This is a genomic window from Paraburkholderia sp. MM5496-R1, assembly GCF_050436205.1.
In the GTDB taxonomy this organism is placed as follows: domain Bacteria; phylum Pseudomonadota; class Gammaproteobacteria; order Burkholderiales; family Burkholderiaceae; genus Paraburkholderia; species Paraburkholderia tuberum.
Genome location: NZ_JBNDLT010000002.1, coordinates 2,672,661 through 2,696,889, shown reverse-complemented (window position 1 = coordinate 2,696,889; position 24,229 = coordinate 2,672,661). Strand labels below are relative to the sequence as shown.

Below are 24,229 nucleotides of genomic sequence, written 5' to 3'. Positions count from 1 at the left end.
GAATGGATCCGGACTACAGGATCGCTGCGACGCCGGTCAGGTCGACCGTCGAGCCGTTCGACAGCACGAGGCCCGGCGTGCCGCTGCTCTGCTGGACGACGCTTTCCACCGTCGCGCCGGTGAGCGTGGTAGCCGTCGCCTGCTGGCCGTTGATCGTGCCTGTCGCGGTGATCGTGTAGGTGCCGTCGGGGAGCGTGTTGCCCGCCGAATCGGTCGGCGTCCAGCCAACCGGAATCGTGCCGGCCGACTGCTTGCCGAGATCGAGCGTGTTGACGATCGTGCCGGCCGAGTTCTTCACGACGATCTGCAGGTCGCTGACGGAGTTCGCGAGCGTGACGCCGAACTCGTTCGTCTTGCCGCTCGCCACGGTGATCGAGTTGCCCGGTGCGAGCACGGTCGAACCGATCAGCAGCGCGGCCTGCGACTGCTGGCCCGCCGACAGCTGCGTCGACAGCGAGGAGAGCGACGTATTGAGCTGGCTGATGCCCTGCACCGTGCTGATCTGGGCGAGCTGCGAGGTCATCTGCGAGCTGTCCATCGGATTGGTCGGGTCCTGGTTCTGCATTTGCGCGACGAGCAGCTGCAGAAAGGTGGTCTGCAGGTCCGCCGCCGACGTGCCCGACGTGCTGCTCGACGTGCTGCTCGTCGAGCTGGTCGCGCTCGAGCTGCTGCTCGTGCCGTTCATCGTGTCGAGCAGCGTCGGCGAAACGGTCGTGCCGCTGCCGCCGATCGTGGTGTTGGTGGTCAAGGCTCTCTCCTCAGGTTCCGATCGTGAGCGTTTTCAGCATCAGGGTTTTGGCGGTGTTCAGTGTTTCGACGTTGGCCTGGTACGAGCGCGAGGCCGAGATCATGTTGACCATCTCCTGCACCGGGTCGACGTTGGGCAGCGTCACGTAGCCGTTCGAGTCGGCGGCCGGATTGCCGGGTTCGTACGCGGTCTTCATCGGCGACGGATCGTCGACCACGCCCGTCACCTGCACGCCGCCGACCTGCTGGCCGGAGCGTGTGCGCGCGCCGCCGAGCGGGCTCACCGCGAACACGACCTGCTTGGCCTTGTACGGCTGACCGTCGGGGCCCGTCGTGCTGTCCGCGTTGGCCAGGTTCGACGCCGTCACGTTGAGCCGCTCCGACTGCGCCGACATCGCGGAACCCGCGACACCAAAAATGTTCATCAGGGATGGCATGTTTCCTGACCTCTCCTGCCGGTTCGCACCGGCTTTACGTTAAGTCCCGTAGCGTTTCTGTTCGTGCGTGCATGCTGCCTGTGTTCAGCTGCTATGCGCCCTGCCTGGGTGCCGTGCTCTTGCCCGGCTTACGACGAGCCCGACGTGATCGCCGACAGCATCGTCTTGATCTGGTTCGACACCACCGTCATACCCGACTCGAAGTGCACCGTGTTGTCGGCGAACTGCACGCGCTCGGTGTCGACGTCGACCGTGTTGCCGTCGAGCGCCGGCTGCAGCGGAATCCGGTATTGCAGGTTGCCGTAATCGTCGGGGCTGCCGCCCGTCGCCGTCAGCGTGGCCTTGCCGCTCATGTGGCCGGCCTCGGTCGTGTTCATCGACATGCCGCTCGTCACGCCCGCGGGTTGCGTCATCGCGAGCGTCGAGCTGTTCGATGCGCCTTGGCCCGCCGTGCTGCCGCCCGTCTTCTTCAGCGCGCCGGCGAGCGACGACGCGAAGTCGATATCGCGCGCCTTGTAGCCGGGCGTGTCGGCGTTCGCGATATTCGACGACAGCAGTTCCTGCCGGTATGCGCGCACATCCATCGCCTGCCGGCCGAATGCGAATTCGGCATCGAGCTTGTCCAGCATCGGAATCTCCCGAGAACGTTTCCAAGGCCGTCCCGTGTGCGCATCGTGAGAGACACGCGGCGGGCGCGAAGGCCTTTTTGCATGTGATGCATCTTATGGGCCGCGCGCAAGCGGCAATCGGACGAATAACCGGGAAAGGGGGCTTCTATTCAACGTTTGCGCGAAAGCGGGGCTCACTAGAATGCAAGGCGTACCGATGCATTCGATGGAGACCCGCGATGGACCAGCCCACCAACACCTTGCCGCAGCCGGCGAGCGGCACGACGATGCGTCGCGTGGGGGGTGGCCGGGTCGATGAACGGGGCGATGGTTCGGAGGGCGCGCTCGCCCAGCCGGTGCCGCGCTCTTTCTCGCGTTGCCTTGCGGATTGCCTGACGCGGGCGGCCGTCAACGTCGCGGTATGGGTTGCGGGCGGCATCGTGTTGCTGCCGGCTACGACCCAGGCGCAGGATGCGGGCGGCCCGATCGTGATTGCCGGGCCCGCCGAGAAAAATCCCGCCGCGCTGAACGATCTCGCGCAACGGATTCAGACGCCGGCGCAGCGCAGCGCGTCGGCGGCGTCGCTCTCGGCGGCGACCGCACAGTCGCTCGGCCGCGCGAGCGGGTCGCGCGACACCGATACGTTCGGGCGCGCCGCGAGCGCAAGCGGCGCGATCGTCATTCCGGGCGCGGGCGAGCCCGCTGCCGCCGCGCCGGCCATCATCCGCACCAACTTCAAACCGGACGCCAACGGCGTCGTGACGATTCCGCCGGCGGCCAGCACTGGGGCGTCAGGCGTCGCGCGCGTCAATGTCGAAGTGGGCCCGGCCGCCAGCGTCGCGAATCAGCGCGTGGTCGCGGCCAGTGCGCCGCAAGGCGACGGTTTCGACAGTCTCGCCGCGCGCGGCGAGCCGCCCGAGTTCGGCGCGAATGGCAAGCCGATCGCGGCCGCTGCGGCGCAGCCGGCGCATCCCGGGATCGCGAGAACACCCGCGACGTCGCCTGGCTCGCGCCAAGCGGCGGCCGTCATTGCACAGAGAACGCCGCAGACCGCTACCGCCGCGACGGCTGCGCAAGCCGCGCCGCTGCCTGGCCAGCAGGACCCGGAAGCGATTCACGCCAGCGCGCTCGCGTTCCTGCAACAGCAGGCCGTCGGCCTGCCCGGCAAGGCCGACATCACTGTCGCGTCCGCGTTTCCGCGCGGCCTCGCCGCGTGCGCGTCGCTCGAACCGTTCATGCCGACCGGCGCGCGCCTGTGGGGCCGGCTGACGGTCGGCGTGCGCTGCGCGGGCGAGCGGCCGTGGACCATCTATCTGCAGGCGCGCATCTCGCTGCATGCGACCTACTACCTCGCCGCCCGCGCGATGGCGCCGGGCGAAGTGCTCACGGCCGCCGACCTCGTCGCGCGCGAAGGCGACCTGACCGGCCTGCCGCAAGCGATCGTCACCGACCCGTCGCAGGCGGTCGGCTCGGTCTCGCTCGCGCGGATCGCGGGCGGCATGCCGCTGCGCCGCGACATGCTGAAGAGCGCGTCGGCGGTGGTGTTCGGCCAGACCGTGCGGGTCATCGCGGCCGGCGACGGTTTCTCGATCTCGTCCGAGGGCAGCGCGATGAACAACGCGTCGCCGGGCCAGCAGGTGCGCGTGAAGACCGCCAACGGCCAGATCATCTCCGGCATCGTCAAGGACGGCGGCACGGTGGAGATCCCGATGTGAGCGGGCTGGCGGCAACGAGCACCGTCGAAACGGTCGGCGCCCCGGTGGCCAGGGCAGACGGACGGGGATTGCAAGGGGTAGGTGGCCACCTGGCGGCGAGCCGGGTGTCGAGCGATTGCGCTAAAGTTTTGATCAGCGGTTGCCGTTATCAGGATCAAATCGTTAGGGAAGCCAATCGTGAAAGTCGATCCCACCACCTCTTCAAATCTGCCGTCGTTGAAAGACGCTTTGTCCCGTTCGCAACAGAGCGACGAAGCCACGCCGGCAGCCAGCACCACCCAGGGCGCGACGAGCACGGCCGCGCCGGCCGCGAGCAGCGCGTCGGGCGAAACGAGCGTGAGCCTGTCGGGTCTGTCGCAGCATCTGCGCAGCCTCGCGGCCTCCGGCTCGGCCGACATCGACACCGCGCACGTCGAGTCGATCAAACAGGCGATCAAGGACGGCAAGCTGCAGATCGACTCCGGCAAGATCGCCGACGGCGTGCTGCAGACGGCGCGCGACCTGTTGCAGAACAAAACCTCGTCGACCGGCAACTGATCGGCATTTCGCCGCGCGGTGATCTGCCGGGCGGCGTCCGACCAACCCGGTTCGCGCGCCGTTCGCGAGCCAGTGTGCGTAGCGAGTTGTTGATATGAAAGACGCCCTCGTTGCTACCCTGATCGAAGAATATTCGACCGTTGAGGCATTCGCCTCGATCCTCACTCTCGAAACCAAAGCGCTGACGGCGGTCTCGCCGCTGGAGCAGTTGCCGGCGATCGTCGAGAAAAAAACCGAACTGATCGGCGTGCTCGCGAGGCTCGAAGCCGCGCGCGACTCGCATCTGGCCGAACTCGGCTTTCCGACTGGCTGGTCCGGCATGGAGCTCGCGGCCAGCACCGACGCGCGCGTCGCGACGCAATGGAAGCTGCTGCAGAAAGCCGCGGATCGCGCGCGGCGCGTCAACACCAACAACGGCGAGCTGATCCGCGTGCGGATGGACTACAACGAGCGCGCGCTAAAGGCGCTGCAGGTCAACGTGCCGCGCAAGACGAATCTGTACGGGCCGGACGGGCGAGTTCCGGCTTATTCGGGACTTTGATCGGCCCGCCTGCCCGGCCTGCAATCGAGCAATCTACGAAATGAATGAAAAAGCCCGTCATCGACGGGCTTTTTCGTTTTCCGCCGCCGCTTGTCCACCCACTTCCCTGTCCGTTCCGCGCTGCGTTAGCCGTTCGGCTAGCTGGCGCTAGTCCACCTCGTCACGTTGAAATGGTGACTTCGTTCGAGCTTTCGCCAACGCCGCGGCTTCGACGCAGCCGCAATTCGACGGGCGGAAGCTTGTTTGCCCGTTAGTTTGTGTAGGCGTGTGTATAATGGAGGGTATGATGTATGAACAGTGCCGAGGTCGTCAAATTGATTCAAGCGAATGGCTGGCAGCTCGTCCGCATAGCGGGCAGTCACCATCATTTCAGGCACGCGGGAAAACGGGGGCTCGTGACCGTCCCGCATCCGAAAAAAGATTTGCCGGCCGGCACCCTGAACAGCATTCTGAAACAGGCGGGGCTCAAATGAAGCATCTGATCTTTCCGATCGCCATCGAACCCGGAGACAACACGCACGCGTTCGGCGTCGTGGTGCCCGATATTCCAGGCTGCTACTCCGCGGGCGACACGCTCGAACAAGCGTATGTGAACGCGAAAGAGGCAATCGAATCGCATCTCGAAACCTTGCTCGACGAAGGACTGCCGCTGCCCGAGCCTCTCACGCTAGGCGAGCATCGGCGCAATCCCGAGTTCGCGGGGTTCACATGGGGTTTCGTGACGACGCGCAATATTCCGGCGTTGAAGAAGGCGGTTCGCATCAACATCTCGCTGCCCGAGGTGCTGGTGCAGGAGATCGACGCGTATGCGCAGGCGCGCGGTATGTCGCGCTCGGCGTTTCTCGCGCTCGCCGCCGAGCATGAGATGGCGAACGCCTGAGCAACGGTAGGCGGCACAGGCGCGCATCGGCATCGGCGCACCGCCGCATCTGAAGGCGGCGTTTGAAAAACGGCGTCCGGCGCCGCGGTGGCGTCAGTTCGCTTCGGCGTTCGCCCAGGCCATTTCGCGCAGTCGGGCGCGCAGGCGTGCCACGGCCTGGCTATGCAACTGGCACACGCGCGATTCGCTGACTTCCATCACCGCGCCGATCTCGCGCAGATTCATGCCGCGCTCGTAGTACAGCGACATCAGCAACTTCTCGCGCTCCGGCAAGCGGTCGATCGCTTCGACGAGCGCCGAGCGCAGGCTGTCGTCGAGCAGCGCCGAGAGCGGATCGGAATGATCGACGCAGTAGCGGTCCAGAAAAGGTTCGTCGTCGGCGGAGCGGTCGAAGTCTTCGTAGTAGATCAGCTGGCTGCCATGCAGGTCCTGCAGCATCGACTGATATTCGTCGAGGGGCATTTGCAGGTGCTCGGCGACCTCCGCCTCGCTCGCCGAGCGGCCGAGGTTCTGCTCCACCTTGTGCACCGCGGATTCCACTTCGCGCGACGTGCGGCGCAGGCTGCGCGGCAGCCAGTCGTTGCTGCGCAGCTCGTCGAGCATCGCGCCGCGAATCCGCTGGCTGGCATAGGTCTCGAACTGCGCGCCCTGGTCTTCCTTGTAGCGGCCGGCGGCATCCAGCAAACCGATCATGCCGGCCTGGATCAGGTCGTCGAGATCGACGCTCGCCGGCATTTTCGCGACAAGCTGCAAGCCGAGTCGACGCACGAGCGGTGCGTACTTCGTCAAAACTTCGGCCTGAGAAATCTTTCCCTGAGCGTTGTACATCGTGCTCCCCTTGTCCTTCGTGCACGCCTTTCAAGCGTGATGCGCGGACGGTTGGTCGGCGTGGTGCGCCGCTGTAACTGTCGCAGGCGCCCGCCAGGGCGTTTGCGACGACATCGCTGGCCGCATCGGCCAGTACTGCAATTCGGCGGCGAGATGGCGGAAGTCGCGGGCGGCCGGTGTCGACGGAAACGCGTCGACCACGCAGCGCGACAGCTCGAGTGCCCGTGCGATGCGCACGTCGGCCGCAATGCAGCCGGCGCTTTCCAACGCGACGCTCAGGTAACGGCCGGCCACGCCGGCGAGATTCGCGAACGCGGCCTGCGCGTCGTTGGCGCTTTGCACGTGATTCGCGAGCACGCGCAACTGCGCGATCGCGTGCGCGTAATGCAAACGCTTGATGCACGCATAGGCCTCGGTGATCGCCTCGCCCGACATGCGCGCGACGACCATCACGTCATGCGCCTGCCTGGCGAGCGGCGACAGATGCCCTTCGTCGTCGAGCTGCGCGTCGATCAGCACGATATCGGCCGAGCCGCCGAGCAGCACACCGAGTTCGGCCTCCGTATGCCCCTCGCGGTTGTTGCGCGAGGCGGACAGCACCGAAAAACCGAGCGCGTGACGCGCGGCGGCGAAATCGACCGGGCTCTCGCCGCGCATCACCGCCGCGAAGTTACCCGCGCCGCGCAAGCCGCCAAGCATCGCGCTCACCGATTTCTCACCGACGCATTCGTCGATCACCAGCACGTCCTTGCCCTGCTGTGCGAGCGCCGCGGCGAGGTTGACCGCCACGGTCGTATTACCGACGCCCGACGACGCACCCGCCAACGCGATCACGCGCGCGCCGCCGCGCCCGAGCAGCCGCCGCAACCCTTCGGCTTGATCCGAAACGAACTTATCCAAAGCGAACCTCGTGCAGCTCGGCCGTCGAACGCGCGGACAGCGAGGACAGCAAAGCGGGGATGTCGTCGTCGTGCGGCACGAACGGCGAGCTGTCGCGCGGAATGCAGAAGGTGCTCTTGATCAGGAATTTCTTCGTCGCGACGTAAAGGTTCTCCGGCACCTTCTGTCCGGTCGATACGTAATGCACCGGCAGCTTGTAGCGGATCACCGTATCGAGCACGCCGCCGAGGTTGGTCGCTTCGTCGAGCTTGGTCAGAATGCAGCCGGCGAGCGGCTGCTGGTCCGGCGCGCGCTGATACGCCTGCACGACTTCGTTCAACGTGTCGCCGTGGCTCGTCGCGTTGAGCAGCAACAGACGCTGCACCGGCTGGCCGGCGCGGCTTAGCATCGCGATCTGATCGGACACGAGCCGGTCGCGCTGGCTCATACCGATCGTATCGATCAGCACGATGTGCTTGTTGCGCAACTCCGAGAGCGCGAGCTGCAGATCGGCGCTGTCCTTCACCGCATGCACCGAAACGCCGAGAATCTTGCCGAAGATGCGCAGCTGTTCATGACCGCCGATGCGGTAGCTGTCGGTCGTCAGCAGCGCCACCTTGCTCGCGCCGAAGCGCATCACGCAGCGCGCTGCGAGCTTCGCGGTGGTCGTCGTCTTGCCGACGCCGGTCGGCCCCATCAGCGCGAACACGCCGCCGCGCTCCATCAGCGCGTCTTCGTCCTCCATCACCGGCAGGTTCGACTCGAGCACCGAGCGCACCCAGTCCATGCCGCCGTCCATCGTGTCGACCTCTTCGGGCAGGTTGTCGACCAGCATCTGCACGAGCTGCGCGGAAAAGCCGGCGGCGAACAGGTGCTTGGTGAGCGCTGCGCGTGCGGGACTGCGCCGCTGTCGATCGCCCCACAGCAGACCCGCGAAGTGCTCTTCCATCATGTCGCGCATCGACGACAGCTCGTTCATCACGGTGTCCTTGACGACCTGCTCCATGCGCCCCTTGATCGCTTCGGCGACGGCGGACGGCGTGCGGCTTTCGTCAGTAGCGGAAGGCACGGGCGCGATCTTCTGCGCGGCGCGGCGCGCAGCGGCTTCGGCGGCTTCGCGCGCCCAGTCGGGCGTGTCGATCACCGGCGGCACGGCGGCCGGCCGCGCGTCGACCGCGCTGCCGAGGCCTTTGGCGGTCGCGACGGCGGGCGTCATCGCGGCGGGACGCGCGCTGTATTGGCCGCTCTGTTGCTGCTGCTCGGCTGCGAGGCGGCGCGCGTGATCGATGAGCCACGGATTCGACTCGGCCATCGTGCGCGGCGCGGCGGCTTCGTTCGATGCGATAGCCGGCGGTACCGGCACGCCGGCAGCTTTCAGCACATCCGCGCGGATGTCTTTCGACAGGCGCGCGGCCGCGGCGCGGGCGCTCGCGCCGGAAGGCGCGGCGGCAGCGGCGGGCGTGGCCGGTGCGTTGAACGATGTGGCCGCGCTGGACGCCGACTGGCTCACGGCGGGCGCGGGGCCTGTCGCGATGGCCGCGGACGCGCCGCTCGTGCCCGGCATCGCCGGGCCGATTGGCGAATTGCCGGGCAACGCGGCGGCCGACGCTGCTTGATTCGCGGACATGCTGAGCGCCTGGCTGAGCGCCGAATTGAGCGTCGTCCTGTTCACCGAGCCGGCCATGAAATCCGCAGCCGCATTCGCCGGCTCGATCGCCGGCGTCGCTTCACCACCCGCTTCCGGGCTCGCGCCGAACACCGACGAAAACACGTCCGGCATTGCGCTCGCGTACGGATTCGTCGGCGCCGCGAACAAGCCGCGCGGGGCCAGCGTCGATGCCGCACCTGAGCCCGTGCCGAGCGCCGCGGCCTGCGCGCCTTCGCGCGCTTTCGGCGTGATCGCGGCGAGGTCGCTATCGGCGAGCGCGACGATTTCGACGCTGCCGTCGTCCATCGTGCGATTCGACAGCACGACCGCATCGGGGCCAAGTGCTTCGCGAACGAGACGCAACGCATCGCGACTGGTAGCACCGACAAATTTACGAATGTTCAAGCTGGACCCCCGATGAGGTATACGGACTGACGGACCGGCGATACACCGTTTCCCATTGCGATCAATTATTGCGAAAGGCGTCGGGCGACGATCGATGGATAAAGACCGTTAAAGGTGGGTAATTCGCGCGATGGACACACGGCAGACGCATCGTTCGACGAGCCTGGGGGAGCCGTGCAAACGCAAACCGGCGCCCCATTGGAGCGCCGGTTCGTTGTATCGACAGCCGCGGGCGAGCGACCTTCGTCAGCCGTGCGCGCCGATCAGATTGACCACCTTGACGTTGCGCGTATCGGGCACTTCCGCATACGAGAGCACCTTCAGCTGCGGCAGGCTGCGGCGCAGGAAGCGCGCGAGCATCGGCCGCAGTGCGTGCTGCACCAGCAGCACCGGAGCGAGGCCAAGGTTCTGCTGACGCGTCATCGCTTTCTGCGTTTCGGTGAGCAGCGTGTTCGCGAGACCCGGTTCGAGGCCCGGGTTCGGTCCGGTCGATAGCGCCTGCGACAGCACCCGTTCGAGGTTCGCGTCTAGGCCCATCACCTGCATGTCGGCGGTCCCGGGGAACCACTGCTGCGTGATCGCGCGGCCCAGCGCGAGCCGCACCGCGGCGGTGAGGTCGTGCGGGTCGGTGAGCTTGGTCGCGTGTTCGGCGAGCGCTTCGAGGATCGTGCGCATGTCGCGAATCGGCACGCCTTCTTCGAGCAGGTTCTGCAGCACCTTTTGCAGCGTGGTGAGCGGCAGCATCTTCGGCACCAGATCGTCGACGAGCGACGCCGTGTCCTTCTGCATCCGCTCGACCAGCGACTGCACCTCGCGGCGGCCGAGCAGCTCCGAGGCGTGCGTGACGACGAGGTGATTCAGGTGCGTCGCGACCACCGTGCTCGAATCGACGACCGTGTAGCCGTATACCTGCGCCTGTTCGCGCAGATTCGTGTCGATCCAGATGGCGGGCAGGCCGAACGCCGGGTCCTGGGTCGGCGTGCCCGGCAGCGCGGCCGATACCTGGCCCGGGTTGATCGCGAGCCACTGGCCCGGATACGCCTCGCCCGAGCCGACCTCGACGCCCTTCAACGCGATCCGATAGCCGTTCGGCCGCAATTCGAGGTTGTCGCGGATATGAATGACCGGCGGCAAGAAGCCGATTTCCTGCGCGAACTTCTTGCGGATGCTCTTGATCCGCTTGAGCAGCTCGCCGTCCGAGTTCTTGTCGACGAGCGGAATCAGCCGGTAGCCGACTTCGAGGCCGAGCGTGTCGATCATCGTCACGTCGTCCCAGCTCGCCTCGGCGTTTTCGATCGGCGCCAGCGCGGCCGGCGCGACGTCGACGAGCGCCGGTGCGTTCTTGCGCTCCTCGGTGCGCTTCTTCATCGTGCGGCCGAGCTGGATCAGGCCGCCGCCGAGAATCAGGAACGCGAAGTGCGGCATGCCCGGGATCAGGCCCATCAGCACGAGAATGCAGCCGGTGATCATCAGCACGCGCGGGTTCGTGAACAGCTGGCCGGTCAGCTGCGTGCCGATGTCCTCGTTGGTCGCGACGCGCGAGACGATCACGCCTGCCGCCGTCGAAATCACCAGCGACGGAATCTGCGCGACGAGGCCGTCGCCGATCGTCAGCAGCGTGTAGTTCTTGCCCGCCGCGGCAAAACTCATGTCGTGCTGGACCATCCCGACGATCAGCCCGCCGATGATGTTGATCACCATGATCAGGAGGCCGGCGACCGCATCGCCTCGCACGAACTTGCTCGCACCGTCCATCGAGCCGTAGAACTCGGCTTCCTGGGAGATCTCCTTGCGCCGCGTGCGAGCCTGCTCTTCGTTGATGAGGCCGGCGTTCAGATCGGCGTCGATCGCCATCTGCTTGCCGGGCATCGCGTCGAGCGTGAAGCGCGCGGACACTTCGGCGATCCGCCCCGCGCCCTTCGTGATCACCATGAAGTTGATCACCATCAGGATCACGAACACGACGATACCAACCGCGAAGTTGCCGCCCACGAGGAAGTGGCCGAACGACTCGATCACCTGACCGGCCGCATCGGGACCGGTATGGCCTTCGAGCAGCACGACCCGCGTCGAGGCGACGTTCAGCGACAGCCGCAGCAGCGTCGAGAACAGCAGCACGCTCGGGAACGCGGCGAAGTCGAGCGGCTTCATCGTGTACATGCTGACGAGCAGCACCATCACCGACAGGGCGATGTTGAACGTGAACAGCAGATCCAGCAGGAACGGCGGCAACGGCAGAATCATCATGCCGAGGATCATGCAGATCAGCACCGGCCCGGCGAGGGCGCGCAGGTTGGTGCTACTCAGCGCATCCGAGCGTCGGGCGAGGAAACCGGCGCGAGCGTTCATGCGGAGGCTCCGTTGTTGTCGTCGCTAGTGGCGTCGTTGGCGTTGTCGTCGGCCGGGTTCAGCGTGTTGGCGGCTTCCTCGGCGGCGTCCTCGTCCGATACGCCGCCCTTGTCGAGTTCGGGCGGCACGTCGAGTTCGGTCGGCGCGACCGGCACGTCGCCGCCTTCAGCCTTGAAGCGGCGCAGCTGATAGACCCACGCGAGCACTTCCGCGACCGCGCCATAGAGCGGCCCCGGAATCTCGCGATTCAGATCGACGTTGTGATAGAGCGCACGCGCGAGCGGCGGCGCTTCGAGCAGCGGCACGTTGTTTTCGGTGGCGATCTCGCGAATCCGCGCGGCCACGAGGTTCACGCCCTTCGCGACCACCTTCGGCGCGCGCATCTCGCCGTCCGTGTACTGCAGCGCGACCGCGAAGTGGGTCGGGTTGGTCACGACCACGTCGGCCTTCGGCACTTGCGCCATCATGCGGCGCCGCGCGATCGCGCGCTGCTGCTGGCGAATCTTGCCCTTGATGTGCGGATCGCCTTCGCTCTCGCGATGCTCACGCTTCACTTCTTCCTTCGTCATGCGCAGCTTCTTGTGGAACGACCACAGCTGGTACGGCACGTCGAGCGCGGCCACCGCGAACATGCCGGCCACCGTCATGCCGCAGCACACCGCGATCAGATGCACGGAGTTGGCGAGCGCGAGATTGAGCGGCTGCGTCGCGAGCGCGAGGAATTGCTCGTGGCGATTCCAGATCGCCGTGCCGCCGATCAACCCCACCACCAGCGTCTTCGCGAGCGACATGCCGAGCTGGATCGGTCCGTTGATCGAAAATATGCGGCCGAGGCCCTCGATCGGGTTCAGCCGGTTGAACTTGGGCTCGAACCCTTTCGCGGACAGTTGCCAGCCGCCCAGCGCCATCGGTGCGAGCAGCGCGGCAAGTCCGGTGACGCCGAGTATCGGCACGAGCGCGTAGAGTCCTTCGCGACCCGCTGTGCCCGCGCCGATCAGCATGCGGCTGGTGTCGAACGCGCTCGCGTGGTTGAAGGTGAGCGACGCACGCAGCATGTTCTGCAAATGCTCGCCGATGCTGCCCGACATGCCCCATACGCCGTAGAACCCGGCCGCGAGCAGCGCGAAGGTCGACAGCTCCCGCGAACGCACGATCTGCCCCTCCTCGCGCGCCTTCTGCAGGCGCCGAGGGGTGGCGGATTCGGTTTTTTCGAGGTCGCTGTCCTCTGCCACAAAGCTCTCCAGTCGGCCGAGGCACGGCGCCTCTTTCCAGTGACAGCGATTATTCCTGCTCGACGCAAGCGCCGATCGGCGGATAAGGGCGGAGAAACGGGGGTATTTCGAAGGATGAGCGGACGGCTCGCGCGTCTGTCACGCAAGCCGTCCGGCATTGGATCGACGTGCGGCTTCAGTAGCCGACGAAGGGGGAGGGACCGCCGCTCGCGGTCTGATCGAGGTGGTAGTACACGTAGCGGCCGAAGAAGTACGGCAGACCGAGGTCGAAGCTGGCGCTGCCGCCGATCTGGCCGGCGAGCGTGTTGAACGCATAGTTGCCGCCGTTGGCGAACAGCGTCTGCGCGTTCACGATGCCGATGCTCGCGACCGCCGATACGTTGTTCGACCCGACCAGCGTGACCGTGCGGGTTTGCGCCGACGACGGGCAATAGAAGCCCGCGAACTGGCTGCCGCACAGCGTGAGCGTGCTATCGCCGAAGAAATAGGCGTTCGAGCCGGAATCGAGGAACGCCTGGACGGTCGTGCCGTTGAAGGTGCTGTTGTTGAGGTCGCCGTATGGGTCGGTCGTGAACACCTGCGCAGCGGCAAGCGGGTTGTTCCCCTGCGTGCCGATGCCGAACACCAGCGTGCCGGTCGCCGATGCCTGCCCGGTGTTCGACACCGGTGCCATCTGTACGATCACGCCGTTGTTGTCGAGCGGGAAGTTCGCGACCGGATTGGCGATCTGTTGCGGAATCGGCACCGCGGTGCGCGTGCACGACGTGCCGTTCGGACAGGCGAAGTAGTTGCTGTAGGTCGCCGCGGTCGTCGTGTTCGCGCAGGTTGCGCCGCAATCGGTCAGCGCGGTGCCGATGCCGAGGATGCCGTTCGCGCCCAGATCGGCGGCCGTGTTTTCGGCCGGGCCGCTGCCGCAGCCGCTTGGTACCGTGCTCGCGGCCTTGTCGCCGATGATCTGCAGCGGGATGCTGCCGGTCGTCGTTTCGCCGCCGAGCGTCACGATCGCGGTACGCACCGAGCCCCACGTGTAACCGTCCGCGAAGGTCGCGCACTCGGCGAGCTGCGCGCCGTTGCTGCCGATCGTACTGACCGGCAGCGCGCCGAGCAGCGTCGAATTGAGCACTGAACTGACCACGCGCAGGCCGAACGAGCCAGTGTCGACCTGGATATTGTCGATGGTCTGACAGTTGCTGGTCGAGCCTGGCGCGCAGATCCTCACGCTGACGGTCGGGATGTTGATGACACCGGCCACGCCCCGGCCGACCGTGATCGGCACCGTGTTCGACGCATTCGCGGAGATCGGCTGCTGGGTCGGGCTGGCCGGCAGCGAACCGCCGTTCAGTCCGTTCGAGGTGTTGCCGCCATTGTTGGAACTGGAGTTGTTGTCGCTACCGCCGCCTCCGCCTCCGCCGCAGGCGACGAGCGTCGCCGTGAGCAGCACGGCAAGCGCGGCCTGCATCCAGCTTTTGATGTTCGCGGTCGTGAGCATGGTTCGCATCGTGGTCCTCGCCGTTACTGGATGTCGGAACCGCTGACGCCGGCCGGCAGCGCGGAGGGCAGCCACGCGACGCCGCTGAACGCGCCCATGTGGCCGCCCGAACGCACCACCAGCCCGCTCTCGTCGACGGCGACCGGCCCCCGCGCGTTGCCGCGCGCGGCCCGCACGGCCTTCACGCCGGCCACGTACTGCGGGAAATAACTGCCGAGCAGATCACTGAGATCGGGCATTTGCGGACCATGCCACGAAATGCCGAATACCGCGCCGCTCGTGCTCAGGTATTCGCGCACCACGGTGCCGTTGCCGAACGTGGTCTCGCGTACCGTGTAGGAAGCGGGTGTGGAAGATGTGGAAGACGCCGCGCTCGATTCAGAACGCATGACACTTTGCGATGTGCCGCTGGCGGGCTGCACCACGCGGGAGGACACCGACGCGTCGGACGGGGGGGTAAGCGGCGCGCTGCCCAGCGCCGCATGGGCGGATTGCGCGGCCGTCAGGGCCAGTAACGAACATGGTAATACGAGCGCCGTGACTCCGGCGCGACCAATACGACTCCACATGAGAAGCTCCTCCCGAGCCGCGGCACGCTTCGCCGACTGCGCGAAGCGGCCGCTTATAGGCAGATGATACGGCACCGCCGCGGCCGCAACGCTGAGGGATGGCCTCACCGGGCGACTGCCCGGCGTTGCGCGGGCCGGGTGCCGTACCGCTTTGACCTCGTAGTATGCCTGCGGATTCTTTCAGCCGGCGCAAGGCGCGCCCACGCGCGCGACTTGCCGACTATTACTAGCAGGAAAACGTACGGAAGATGGGTAGCCGGTACTCATTGAATGCGTGTTTGGCGCAAATCGCGGAGAAGCCACCAGCCCGGCGCGCTTGCCGGGCCGAGTCACTTGCTCAGAAACCGAGGCTCGCGAGCAGATCGTCGACCTGCGATTGATCCTGCACCACATCCGTCTTGCCTTCCGGATTGATCTGCGGACCGTTGAGCAGATGCTCCGGGCTGCCCGTCGACGACACCTCCGCCTTGAGAGCCGCGGCGTTCGCCGCGAACTGCTCGCGCCGCTCGAGCGCGATGTTCTCGACCAGCACGCCGAGCAGTTGCTGCTCGATCAGATAGACGACGTCGGTGATCTTCTTGATCACCTGGCCGGTCAGATCCTGGAAGTCCTGCGCGAGCATGATCTCCATCAGCTGCGAGTTGGTCGCGCTGGTCGCCTCGGGCACGCCGCGCAGGAAGGTGCGCGTGTCGTTCATCAGCGCGCGCACTTCCTCGCGCTCGATCGGCGCCGCGTACCACTGCTCCCAGCGAGCGTCGAGCGTGCCCGCGTCTATCTGCAGCTGCTCCTGGATCGGCTTCGCGATGTCGATCGCCGACAGCACGCGCTCGGCGGCCTGCTCGGTCATGTTGGCGATGTACTTCAGACGATCGCGCGCATCGGGCACGGCTTCGGCCGCGCGCTCGACGTGCTTGTCGAGCCCGAGTTCGCGCATCGAATCGCGCAGCGTGCGCGTCAGTTGTCCGATGCGGGCAAGGATGCGGTCCGACGCGAAGTCGCCGCTGTCGTTGTCCGCTTCGGCGCCAGGCGTTTGGGTCGGCGGCGTCACGTCAGCTCCCGGCTTTCGCCATCTTCTCGAGGATCTTGTTGAGCTTCTCGTCGAGCGTCGCGGCCGTGAACGGCTTGACGACGTAACCGCTCGCGCCGGCCTGCGCCGCCGCGATGATGTTTTCCTTCTTCGACTCGGCCGTCACCATCAACACCGGCAGGTGCGCGAGGCTCGCGTCGGCGCGGATTTCCTTCAGCATCGCGAGACCGTCGAGGTTCGGCATGTTCCAGTCGGAGATCACGAACTCGTAGCTGCCGCTGCGCAGACGCGCGAGACCGGCCGCGCCGTCTTCCGCCTCGTCGACGTTCGAGTAGCCCAGTTCCTTCAGCAGGTTGCGGACGATCCGGCGCATCGTCGGAAAATCGTCAACCACCAGAATCTTCATTCCCTTGTCCATTTCTTTCCCTTTGCTTGATCCATGTTGCGGCCCTCGGCCGCGTCATTCCATCCGGCACGCATCATACCCGCTGAACGCGGTCACCCATCGACGACAAACGTGCCATCACGCGCCGGCTCATGTCCGGCAGCGCGGCGATTTCGTCGGCCGCGCCGAGCGCGATCGCCTCGCGCGGCATGCCGAACACGATGCAACTCGCCTCGTCCTGCGCCAGCGTGTAGGCACCGGCCTTTTTCATCTCCAGCAGCCCGGCCGCGCCGTCGCGCCCCATGCCGGTCAGGATCACGCCAACGGCGTTCTTGCCCGCATGCTGCGCGGCCGAACGGAACAGCACATCGACCGACGGACGATGCCGGTTCACCGGCGGGTCGTCGGACAGATGCGCAATATAATTCGCACCGCTCCTCGCGAGCAACAGATGCGCATGGCCCGGCGCGATGTACGCGTGCCCCGGCAGCACACGCTCGCCGTGCTCTGCTTCTTTAACGGTAATCCGGCACAAACCATTGAGGCGTTGCGCGAAAGATTTCGTAAAGCCCGGCGGCATGTGCTGCGCGATCAGCACCGCGGGCGCGTCGGGTGGCAGTGGCACCAGCACTTCGCGGATCGCTTCGGTGCCGCCCGTCGAGGCGCCGACGATAACCAGCTTCTCGGTACTCAGCAGCGGGTTGTTGAAGAGCGGCGCGGCGCCGGCCGGCGCATGCGCGGTCTGGGTGGCCGCATGCTGCGCGGGCGCGGCCTGGCGTACGCGCGCGCGGGCTGCCGCGCGAACCTTGTCGGCGAGCTTTTCCGCGTAGTCGAGCATGCCGTCGCGAATGCCGACCTTCGGCTTGGTCACGAAATCGACCGCGCCGAGTTCGAGCGCGCGCAGCGTGATTTCGTTGCCGCGCTCGGTCAGCGACGACACCATCACGACCGGCATCGGCCGCAGACGCATCAGCTTCTCGAGAAAGTCGAGGCCGTCCATGCGCGGCATTTCGACGTCGAGCGTCAACACGTCCGGGTTGTGCTGCTTGATGAGCTCGCGCGCGACGAGCGGATCGGGTGCCGTCGCGACCACCGTCATGTCCGGCTGGCTATTGATGATTTCGGTCATCAGGCTGCGGATCAGCGCCGAATCGTCGACGCACAATACCTTGATCTTTTGCACAGCGCTCACGCCTCCTCTGTGGTTCTGACGTTGTTGGAATGAGTCGGGCGCGGGCTCGCGCCGAACAGTTCGATTCTCGGCCGCGCGGCGGCGGCGGCCGGCTTCGCGAACAGCTCGACCCGCTTGCGCGCGGCGGCGAGCCGCTCCGCGCGTGCTTCGGCGCTTTGCCGCACGAGCGCCTGCTCGCGCTCGGCGACGCCCGCTTCCTGTTGCAAGCGCAATTTCTTCACCATCACCTGACCGGTGCGCGGCATGAACGCGACCTTGCGCGGGTGCGAGCCCTGCAGGTCCTCGGCGACGATGCGGATCTTTTCGGTGGCCAGATAGCGGCGCACGAACTCGGAGTTGCGATCGCCGATGTTCATCGTGGTCATGCCCGCGAGCACCGCGCCGCCGCCGAACACCTTGGCCTCGAAGCGCTCGCGCCGCCCGCCCGCCTTGATCAGTTCGTTGATCAGCACTTCCATCGCGTACGCGCCGTAGCGCATCGAGTCCGACGCGGCCTGCGCGACGTCGGCGCCGTCGTCGGGCAGCATGAAGTGATTCATGCCGCCGATGCCCGCGGTGCGGTCCTGGATGCAGGCCGCGACGCACGAGCCGAGCACGGTCACGAGCACCATGTCTTCGCTCGTCGTATAGAACTCGTTGGGCAACAGCTTCACGCCGGGGCGCTGGAAGTGGTTGTCGTAGTACAGGTTCGAAGCGATCGGCAGCGTGCTGCTCATGCGGCCACCCCGCTCGATTGATGCGCGTCATGCGCGTCAGCGCGCGACGGCGCGCGCGCGCCGCCCGCGTCGCGCGTCAGTTCGTAGACGGTCTGGCCGCGCAGCCGGAACGCTTGCGTCACGTACGTGAAGTTTTCCGAATGGCCGGCGAACAACAGGCCGCCCGGTTTCATCAGCGGCTCGAAGCGCGTCAGCACCTGCGCCTGCGTCGGCTTGTCGAAATAGATCATCACGTTGCGGCAGAAGATCGCGTCGAACTGCGTGCGCAACTGGTAATCGCGATTGGTCAGGTTCAGTTGCTCGAAGCGCACGAGCGCGCGCACTTCGGGACGCACCTTGACCATCCCCGCATGCGCGCCCGTGCCCTTCAGGAAGAAGCGCTTCAACCGCTCGGGCGACAGGTGCTTGACCTGGTCGAACTGGTAGACGCCGGCCTCGGCCTTCGCGAGCACCTGGGTGTCGATGTCGGTCGCGAGCACCGACGCCTGGCGCGCGCCGCCGTCGCCGAGCGCTTCGATCAGCGTCATCGCGATCGAGTACGGCTCCTCGCCCGTCGATGCCGCCGAGCACCACACGCACACCGGTTGCGCACGGCGCGGCACGAACTCGGCGAGGATCGGAAAGTGATGGGCTTCGCGGAAAAACGCCGTGAGGTTGGTGGTCAGGGCATTGGTGAACGCTTCCCACTCGGCCGGATCGTTTTCCGCTTCGAGCAGATCGAGATACTGCCGGAACGTATCGATGCCGCGCGCCCGCAAGCGGCGCGCGAGGCGGCTATACGCCATGTCGCGCTTGTGGTCCGACAGCGAGATGCCCGCCCCGCGATGAATCAGGTCGCGGATGCGGGCGAAATCGGCCGCCGTAAATTCGAAATCGCGGCCCGTCTCGACGGACCTGGCCGGCTCTGTGCGGTCAGGTGCTGCCCGCGCGGGGCGTTGTGTTGCGCGCGTTGCCATCATGAAAATTCCTGTCTGCGATATGAGCCATCACGCTCGCCGCCCGGCCGGACTGCCTGGGAGGTAGGAATTGTCGTCGCGGGGTCGCGCCCTCCCGCGAGTACCATCGACATATGGCCGGCTCGCGACACGCGTGCTGCGCGTGCTTCGATGCTTCGCCCATCCGCGGGCGCGATGCCGGTTGACCACATGTCACTCTGCCGTTGCCTAAAATGTTTCCCAGTCCGCGTCCGAGCTCGCCTTCGCCGTGCCCGGCGGAGCGGCGCGCGTGGGCGTGTCGGTCGTGACGCGAGCCGCGGCTGCGGCCGGCCGGGGCTTCAATGTCGGTTCGACGCGTGCGGCCGCGTCGTGCTGAGTGGGGGGCGCCGCGCTCGCCGCGGTTGCCTTCGATTCCTTGCTCGCGCCCACCGGGTTCACCGGAATCGCCGCGCTCGCCGCTTGCGGTGCAGCCCTGGCGAGCCGCGCGGGCGTCTGCGCACGCGTCGCCGGGGCGCTCTGACGCGCCGGTGTGCCGGTTACCTTCCAGCCGCCCAGCACCGCCTGCAACTGCCGCGTCTGATCTTCGAGCGACGCCGCCGCGGCCGCCGCCTGTTCGACCAGCGCCGCGTTCTGCTGCGTGACCGAATCCATCTGCACGACCGCGCGGTTGACCTGCTCGATGCCGCCCGACTGCTCTTCCGACGCCGCGCTGATCTCGCCCATGATGTCGGTCACGCGACGCACCGCCTGCACGATTTCTTCCATCGTCGTGCCCGCGCGGCCGACCAGCTCGGAGCCGCTCTTGACCTTGTCGGCCGAATCGCCGATCAGCTCCTTGATCTCCTTCGCGGCGCTCGCGCTGCGCTGCGCGAGGCTGCGCACTTCGCCCGCGACGACCGCGAATCCGCGGCCCTGTTCGCCGGCGCGTGCGGCTTCGACCGCCGCGTTCAGCGCGAGGATGTTGGTCTGGAACGCGATGCCCTCGATCACGCCGATGATGTCGACGACCTTGTTCGAACTGGTCGCGATTTGCTGCATCGTCGTGACGACCTGGCTCACCACGTCGCCGCCGCGCGTCGCGATGTCCGACGCGTTGACGGCGAGCTGGCTCGCCTGGCGCGCGTTCTCGGTGTTCTGCCGCACGGTGCCGGTCAGCTGATCCATGCTCGATGCAGTTTCCTGCAGCGACGCCGCTTGCTGCTCGGTGCGCTGCGACAGATCGGTGTTGCCCATCGCGATTTCGCGCGCGCCGGTGTCGATCGATTCGGTGCCGCTGCGCACCGCGCGCACCATCGTCGCGAGGCTTTCCTGCATCCGCTTGATGCCCGCGAACAGACGGCCGATTTCATTGTTGCTGAACACCTCGACGGGGGTGGACAGGTCGCCCCCGGCGATCCGCTCGAAACAGGCGGTCGCGTCGTTCAGCGGCTGCACGATGAGACCGCGCAGCGCGAAACGGATGCCGACCACCACCAGCAGCGCGAACACCGTGGTCACGCCGATCAGCATGATCATCAGCGACGCGCTCGACTGCGCGCTCGTTTCCTGATCGGCCACGCTCTGCCGCAACGCCTGGATCACCGCGGCGCCGGCCGTGTCGTAGGCGATGAACATCGGGCTGATCTTCGTGTCCGCGACCGCGTGATACGCGTCGAGATTGTTCGCGTTCAACGCGGCGAATTCGACGTCGACGCCGTCGTGCATCACCGTCGTATGCTTCGCGAGCACATCGTCGAGCAAGGCCTGCTCGACGCGGTGCTTCGGCGCGTCGAGATACGCCTGCCAGCTCTGCTTGCTCTTGCCGAGCAGCTCCTGCCCGCGATCGAGCGCCTTCTTCGCCTCGTCCGCGTTACCGGCGGCCGTCAGCGTGTTGAAGCGATCGATCGCGATGCGCGAACGCAACAGATACGCCGACGCATCGTCGAGCGCATGAATCGCGACCAGTTCGCCGCGTGCGATGCGATCGAGCGAGCCGCTCGCGCGATTCAGCGCGGTCAGCCCGAGCGCGCCGACTACTGCGGTCAGCGTCACCAGAAGAATCCCCACCATCGTCAGCGACGTGCGGATCGACCACCTGCTCAGCATTTCGATGCTCCTTGTGCCGGGTTCCGTTACTGCCTGCGCTCAGACGCCGAGCGTTTCGGTCAGCGACATCTCGGAGCTGGTCATCAGCTTCTCGATGTCCATCAGGATCAGCATGCGGCCGTCGACGGTGCCGAGACCGGTCAGGTATTCGGTCGTCAGCGTCGCGCCGAATTCCGGCGCCGGCATGATCTGATCGACCGCGAGCGTCAGCACGTCCGATACGCCGTCCACGACCATGCCGACCACGCGATGCGCGACGTTCAGGATGATCACGACGGTCTGATGGTCGTACTCGACGCGGCCGAGATGGAACTTGATCCGCATGTCGACGATCGGCACGATGATGCCGCGCAGGTTGATCACGCCCTTGATGAACTCGGGCGCGTTGGCGATGCGCGTCACGTTGTCGTAGCCGCGGATTTCCTGCACCTTCAGGATGTCGATGCCGTACTCTTCCGCGCCGAGCGTGAAGACGAGGAATTCCTGACCGCCGGCGTCCGCCTGCGCGTCGCGGCGGCCATTCGTACCGCTCGCGTTTGCGACGCTCGAATTGATGGATTGGACTTCTGCCACGTTAGCCCCCAAACGGTTGGGATGAATTGAGTTGAAGTTGTGTTGCGATGTCTGTCAGTGCCGCGTTTGCTGCGTGCGTTAGGCGAGGCTCATCGCCTGCGCATGCCCATGCGCATGACGCGATTCGCGGTTCAGCGCCGCGACGTCCACGATCAGCGCGACGCTGCCGTCGCCCAGAATGGTCGCCGCGGAAATGCCGTGCACCTTGCGGTAGTTCGTTTCCAGATTCTTCACGACCACCTGCTGCTGGCCGACGAGTTCATCGATCAGCATCGCGAAGCGCCGTCCCTCGGTCTGCATGATCGTGACGATGCCCTGGGTCGGCTCCTGCTTCGCGTCCGACACGTTGAACACCTCGTGCAGCGCGACGAGCGGCAGGTATTCGCCGCGCACGCGCACCACGCGCTCGCCGTTGGCGACCGTGTAAATGTCTTCGGCTCGCGGTTGCAGCGACTCCATCACGAAGTTCAGCGGCAGGATGAAGATCTCGTTGCCGACCTTCACCGACATGCCGTCGAGGATCGCGAGCGTGAGCGGCAGCACGATCCGCGTGGTGCTGCCCTTGCCCGCGTGCGACGTGATCTCGACGTGACCGCCCATCGACTGGATGTTGCGCTTCACCACGTCCATGCCGACGCCGCGGCCGGACACGTCGGTGACCTGCTCGGCGGTCGAGAAGCCCGGCAGGAAGATCAGGTTCCAGACTTCCTCGTCGCTCATCGTGTCGCTGACCTGCATGCCCTGCTTGGCCGCCTTCGCGAGGATCTTGTCGCGGCGCAGGCCCGCGCCGTCGTCGCTGACCTCGATCACGATGTTGCCGCCGTGGTGCGCCGCCGACAGCACCAGCTGACCGGTGGAATCCTTGCCCGCCGCGCGCCGCGCCTCGACGGTCTCGATGCCGTGGTCGAGACTGTTGCGCACGAGGTGCGTCAACGGGTCGATGATCCGTTCGATGAGGCTCTTGTCGAGTTCGGTCGCCTGACCGAAGGTGACGAGTTCGACCTCCTTGCCGAGTTTCGCCGCGAGATCGCGCACCAGACGCGGGAAGCGGCTGAACACGTAATCCATCGGCATCATGCGGATCGACATCACCGCTTCCTGCAGATCGCGGGCGTTGCGCTCGAGTTGCGCCATGCCGTTGAAGAGCCGGTCGTGCAGCGCCGGATCGAACGTGCTGGTGGTCTCCGCGAGCATCGCCTGCGTGATCACCAGCTCGCCGACCAGATTGATCAGCTGATCGACCTTCTCGACGCCGACGCGAATCGAGCTGCCTTCGGCGCCGGCCGCCGCGGCGGCCGGACGGGCCGCCTTGCGGTCCTGATCGGCGGACGCGGCCGAAGCCGGTTTGGCCGACGCCTGAGCCGCCGCCTGAGCCGCCGCGGGTGCCGCTGGCGGCGGCTCGATGCTGTCCGCCTGACCGGGTACGCTTGCGGGCGCAGCGATGAGGGCCGCTGGGGTCGATGATGCCGCGGGCTCCGTGTGAAGGACCGGCTGCGCCTGCGCTTGCGCCGCGGGAGCGGCGGGCGCGACCTGCGCGGATTGCGCCGGTGTCGGAGCGGCAGCGTCGGGCGTTCCAGGTTCGCCCTGCTGCGCGTCGTCCACCGGCGCGGTGCCACGGCCGATCGTGATCTGACTTTCGTCGATCACGAAGCAGCACACGGCGATGATGTCGTCGGAAGATACGTCGCTCGAGAGCCACAGCGTCAGATCGCTGCCGCTCTTGACCTGCCCGACGATGTTGCCCAGGTTGCCCAGCTCTTCGGTGAGCAGTTCCTGGTCTTTCTCTCCCACGCCCCGTAGCGTAATTTTCAGATGTGGGCCGGCGCTGTCGGCCGTGCCCGCGGCTTGTCCGGTCTGTGCCGGTTCGCCGTCGATCCATTCGCCCGCCGCCTGCACCGCCTGTTCGACGACGTGCTCGGGCGGGGTGCCGCCTTGCTGCTGTACCGCGGTTGCTTGTGTTGTTGTTTGGGTTGCCGTCGCCTGCGCTGCTGCGGGCGCGGGGGCGCTCACGGCCGGCGCGGTTGCGGCGCTCGCCGCCGCTGCCGGCGCGCCGCCCATGCGGCTTTCCGCGTGCAGCTGCTCCAGCTTCGCGCAGATCGCGCGCGCCACCGCCGCATCGGGCTCGGCGCTCGCGCGATAGTCGGCGAGCTGGCCGGACAGCACGTCCTTGGTTTCGAGGAACGTGTCGATCATGTCCTTGCGCAGCACCAGCTCGTTGTTGCGCGCGCGATCGAGCAGCGACTCGAGAATGTGCGTGGTCTCGGTGAGCGCGGTGAAACCGAACGTCGCCGCGCCGCCCTTGATCGAATGCGCGGCGCGAAAGATCGCCGCGAGGTCTTCGGGGTCCGGGTGGGCCACGTCGAGATTGAGCAGCAATTGCTCCATCTGCGCGAGCAGTTCGTCCGCTTCGTCGAAGAACGTCTGATAGAACTGTGTGATGTCGAGTGTCATG

Annotated in this window: 23 protein-coding genes; 5 read left to right on the top strand and 18 right to left on the bottom strand. The window is 66.5% G+C overall.

The annotated features are described in order from the left end of the window. Positions 1 to 13: 13 nt before the first annotated feature. The 3 genes from OKW38_RS19365 to flgB all read right to left on the bottom strand — a co-directional run bounded on the left by OKW38_RS19365 (position 14) and on the right by flgB (position 1,813). The gene (locus OKW38_RS19365; RefSeq protein WP_090802508.1) at positions 14 to 748 is read right to left on the bottom strand and encodes a flagellar hook assembly protein FlgD; all 735 of its coding nucleotides are present in this window, start codon (positions 746 to 748) and stop codon (positions 14 to 16) included. A 10-nt stretch (positions 749 to 758) separates the two neighbouring features. Continuing rightward, complete coding sequence (gene flgC, locus OKW38_RS19360) at positions 759 to 1,184, bottom strand: flagellar basal body rod protein FlgC (protein ID WP_090802507.1); 426 nt, start codon at positions 1,182 to 1,184, stop codon at positions 759 to 761. A gap of 128 nt (positions 1,185 to 1,312) precedes the next feature. After that, positions 1,313 to 1,813, bottom strand: coding sequence for a flagellar basal body rod protein FlgB (gene flgB, locus OKW38_RS19355; RefSeq protein ID WP_090802505.1), 501 nt, complete (start codon positions 1,811 to 1,813; stop codon positions 1,313 to 1,315). 218 nt (positions 1,814 to 2,031) lie between these two features. Here flgB and flgA point away from each other — a divergent pair, with 218 nt between their 5' ends. The 5 genes from flgA (at position 2,032) to OKW38_RS19330 (ending at position 5,465) form a co-directional block, all read left to right on the top strand. Beyond that, on the top strand, positions 2,032 to 3,507 hold the full coding sequence (gene flgA / locus OKW38_RS19350; RefSeq protein WP_429362723.1) for a flagellar basal body P-ring formation chaperone FlgA: 1,476 nt from the start codon (positions 2,032 to 2,034) through the stop codon (positions 3,505 to 3,507). Positions 3,508 to 3,684: 177 nt separating this feature from the next. Then, positions 3,685 to 4,044 carry a flagellar biosynthesis anti-sigma factor FlgM gene (gene flgM, locus OKW38_RS19345; protein ID WP_090802502.1) on the top strand — a complete coding sequence of 120 codons (360 nt, stop codon included), beginning with the start codon at positions 3,685 to 3,687 and terminating at the stop codon, positions 4,042 to 4,044. A 94-nt stretch (positions 4,045 to 4,138) separates the two neighbouring features. Further along, on the top strand, positions 4,139 to 4,585 hold the full coding sequence (locus OKW38_RS19340) for a flagella synthesis protein FlgN (RefSeq protein ID WP_018418771.1): 447 nt from the start codon (positions 4,139 to 4,141) through the stop codon (positions 4,583 to 4,585). Between the two features lie 290 nt (positions 4,586 to 4,875). Beyond that, a complete protein-coding gene (locus OKW38_RS19335) occupies positions 4,876 to 5,058 on the top strand; it encodes a type II toxin-antitoxin system HicA family toxin (protein ID WP_013090886.1) in 183 nt (60 codons plus the stop codon). After that, positions 5,055 to 5,465, top strand: a complete 411-nt coding sequence (locus OKW38_RS19330) for a type II toxin-antitoxin system HicB family antitoxin (protein ID WP_090802498.1) — start codon at positions 5,055 to 5,057, stop codon at positions 5,463 to 5,465. Before OKW38_RS19335 ends, OKW38_RS19330 begins: the two co-directional genes overlap by 4 nt. 93 nt (positions 5,466 to 5,558) lie before the next feature. Here the strand turns inward: OKW38_RS19330 and OKW38_RS19325 are convergent, their stop codons facing one another. The 15 genes from OKW38_RS19325 to cheA form a co-directional block, all read right to left on the bottom strand. Continuing rightward, positions 5,559 to 6,293 carry an RNA polymerase sigma factor FliA gene (locus OKW38_RS19325; RefSeq protein WP_429335464.1) on the bottom strand — a complete coding sequence of 245 codons (735 nt, stop codon included), beginning with the start codon at positions 6,291 to 6,293 and terminating at the stop codon, positions 5,559 to 5,561. Between the two features lie 30 nt (positions 6,294 to 6,323). Then, positions 6,324 to 7,193: a MinD/ParA family ATP-binding protein gene (locus OKW38_RS19320; RefSeq protein ID WP_429335465.1), complete on the bottom strand. Its 870-nt coding sequence runs from the start codon at positions 7,191 to 7,193 to the stop codon at positions 6,324 to 6,326. Continuing rightward, positions 7,186 to 9,225: a flagellar biosynthesis protein FlhF gene (gene flhF, locus OKW38_RS19315; RefSeq protein ID WP_429362721.1), complete on the bottom strand. Its 2,040-nt coding sequence runs from the start codon at positions 9,223 to 9,225 to the stop codon at positions 7,186 to 7,188. The genes OKW38_RS19320 and flhF overlap by 8 nt, the downstream gene beginning before the upstream one ends. Before the next feature lie 246 nt (positions 9,226 to 9,471). After that, entirely contained in the window at positions 9,472 to 11,574 is a 2,103-nt protein-coding gene (gene flhA / locus OKW38_RS19310; protein WP_090802492.1) for a flagellar biosynthesis protein FlhA, read from the bottom strand. Continuing rightward, on the bottom strand, positions 11,571 to 12,806 hold the full coding sequence (gene flhB, locus OKW38_RS19305; RefSeq protein WP_429335467.1) for a flagellar biosynthesis protein FlhB: 1,236 nt from the start codon (positions 12,804 to 12,806) through the stop codon (positions 11,571 to 11,573). The genes flhA and flhB overlap by 4 nt, the downstream gene beginning before the upstream one ends. A gap of 175 nt (positions 12,807 to 12,981) precedes the next feature. Beyond that, positions 12,982 to 14,304 carry a DUF3443 domain-containing protein gene (locus tag OKW38_RS19300; RefSeq protein ID WP_429362719.1) on the bottom strand — a complete coding sequence of 441 codons (1,323 nt, stop codon included), beginning with the start codon at positions 14,302 to 14,304 and terminating at the stop codon, positions 12,982 to 12,984. Between the two features lie 14 nt (positions 14,305 to 14,318). Beyond that, positions 14,319 to 14,864 carry a DUF2844 domain-containing protein gene (locus tag OKW38_RS19295; protein ID WP_184065972.1) on the bottom strand — a complete coding sequence of 182 codons (546 nt, stop codon included), beginning with the start codon at positions 14,862 to 14,864 and terminating at the stop codon, positions 14,319 to 14,321. Positions 14,865 to 15,201: 337 nt separating this feature from the next. Further along, complete coding sequence (gene cheZ, locus OKW38_RS19290) at positions 15,202 to 15,912, bottom strand: protein phosphatase CheZ (RefSeq protein ID WP_429362717.1); 711 nt, start codon at positions 15,910 to 15,912, stop codon at positions 15,202 to 15,204. A 1-nt stretch (position 15,913) separates the two neighbouring features. Further along, a complete protein-coding gene (cheY, locus tag OKW38_RS19285; protein WP_018418782.1) occupies positions 15,914 to 16,309 on the bottom strand; it encodes a chemotaxis response regulator CheY in 396 nt (131 codons plus the stop codon). A gap of 61 nt (positions 16,310 to 16,370) precedes the next feature. Then, positions 16,371 to 17,459, bottom strand: a complete 1,089-nt coding sequence (locus OKW38_RS19280; protein ID WP_429336602.1) for a protein-glutamate methylesterase/protein-glutamine glutaminase — start codon at positions 17,457 to 17,459, stop codon at positions 16,371 to 16,373. A 5-nt stretch (positions 17,460 to 17,464) separates the two neighbouring features. Then, entirely contained in the window at positions 17,465 to 18,184 is a 720-nt protein-coding gene (gene cheD / locus OKW38_RS19275) for a chemoreceptor glutamine deamidase CheD (protein WP_429335470.1), read from the bottom strand. After that, positions 18,181 to 19,143, bottom strand: a complete 963-nt coding sequence (locus OKW38_RS19270; RefSeq protein WP_429362715.1) for a CheR family methyltransferase — start codon at positions 19,141 to 19,143, stop codon at positions 18,181 to 18,183. The genes cheD and OKW38_RS19270 overlap by 4 nt, the downstream gene beginning before the upstream one ends. A 204-nt stretch (positions 19,144 to 19,347) precedes the next feature. Next, a complete protein-coding gene (locus OKW38_RS19265) occupies positions 19,348 to 21,204 on the bottom strand; it encodes a methyl-accepting chemotaxis protein (RefSeq protein WP_429362713.1) in 1,857 nt (618 codons plus the stop codon). 39 nt (positions 21,205 to 21,243) lie between these two features. Next, complete coding sequence (locus OKW38_RS19260; protein ID WP_090802480.1) at positions 21,244 to 21,777, bottom strand: chemotaxis protein CheW; 534 nt, start codon at positions 21,775 to 21,777, stop codon at positions 21,244 to 21,246. Positions 21,778 to 21,855: 78 nt separating this feature from the next. After that, on the bottom strand, positions 21,856 to 24,228 hold the full coding sequence (gene cheA, locus OKW38_RS19255; protein ID WP_429362711.1) for a chemotaxis protein CheA: 2,373 nt from the start codon (positions 24,226 to 24,228) through the stop codon (positions 21,856 to 21,858). Position 24,229: the final 1 nt, after the last annotated feature.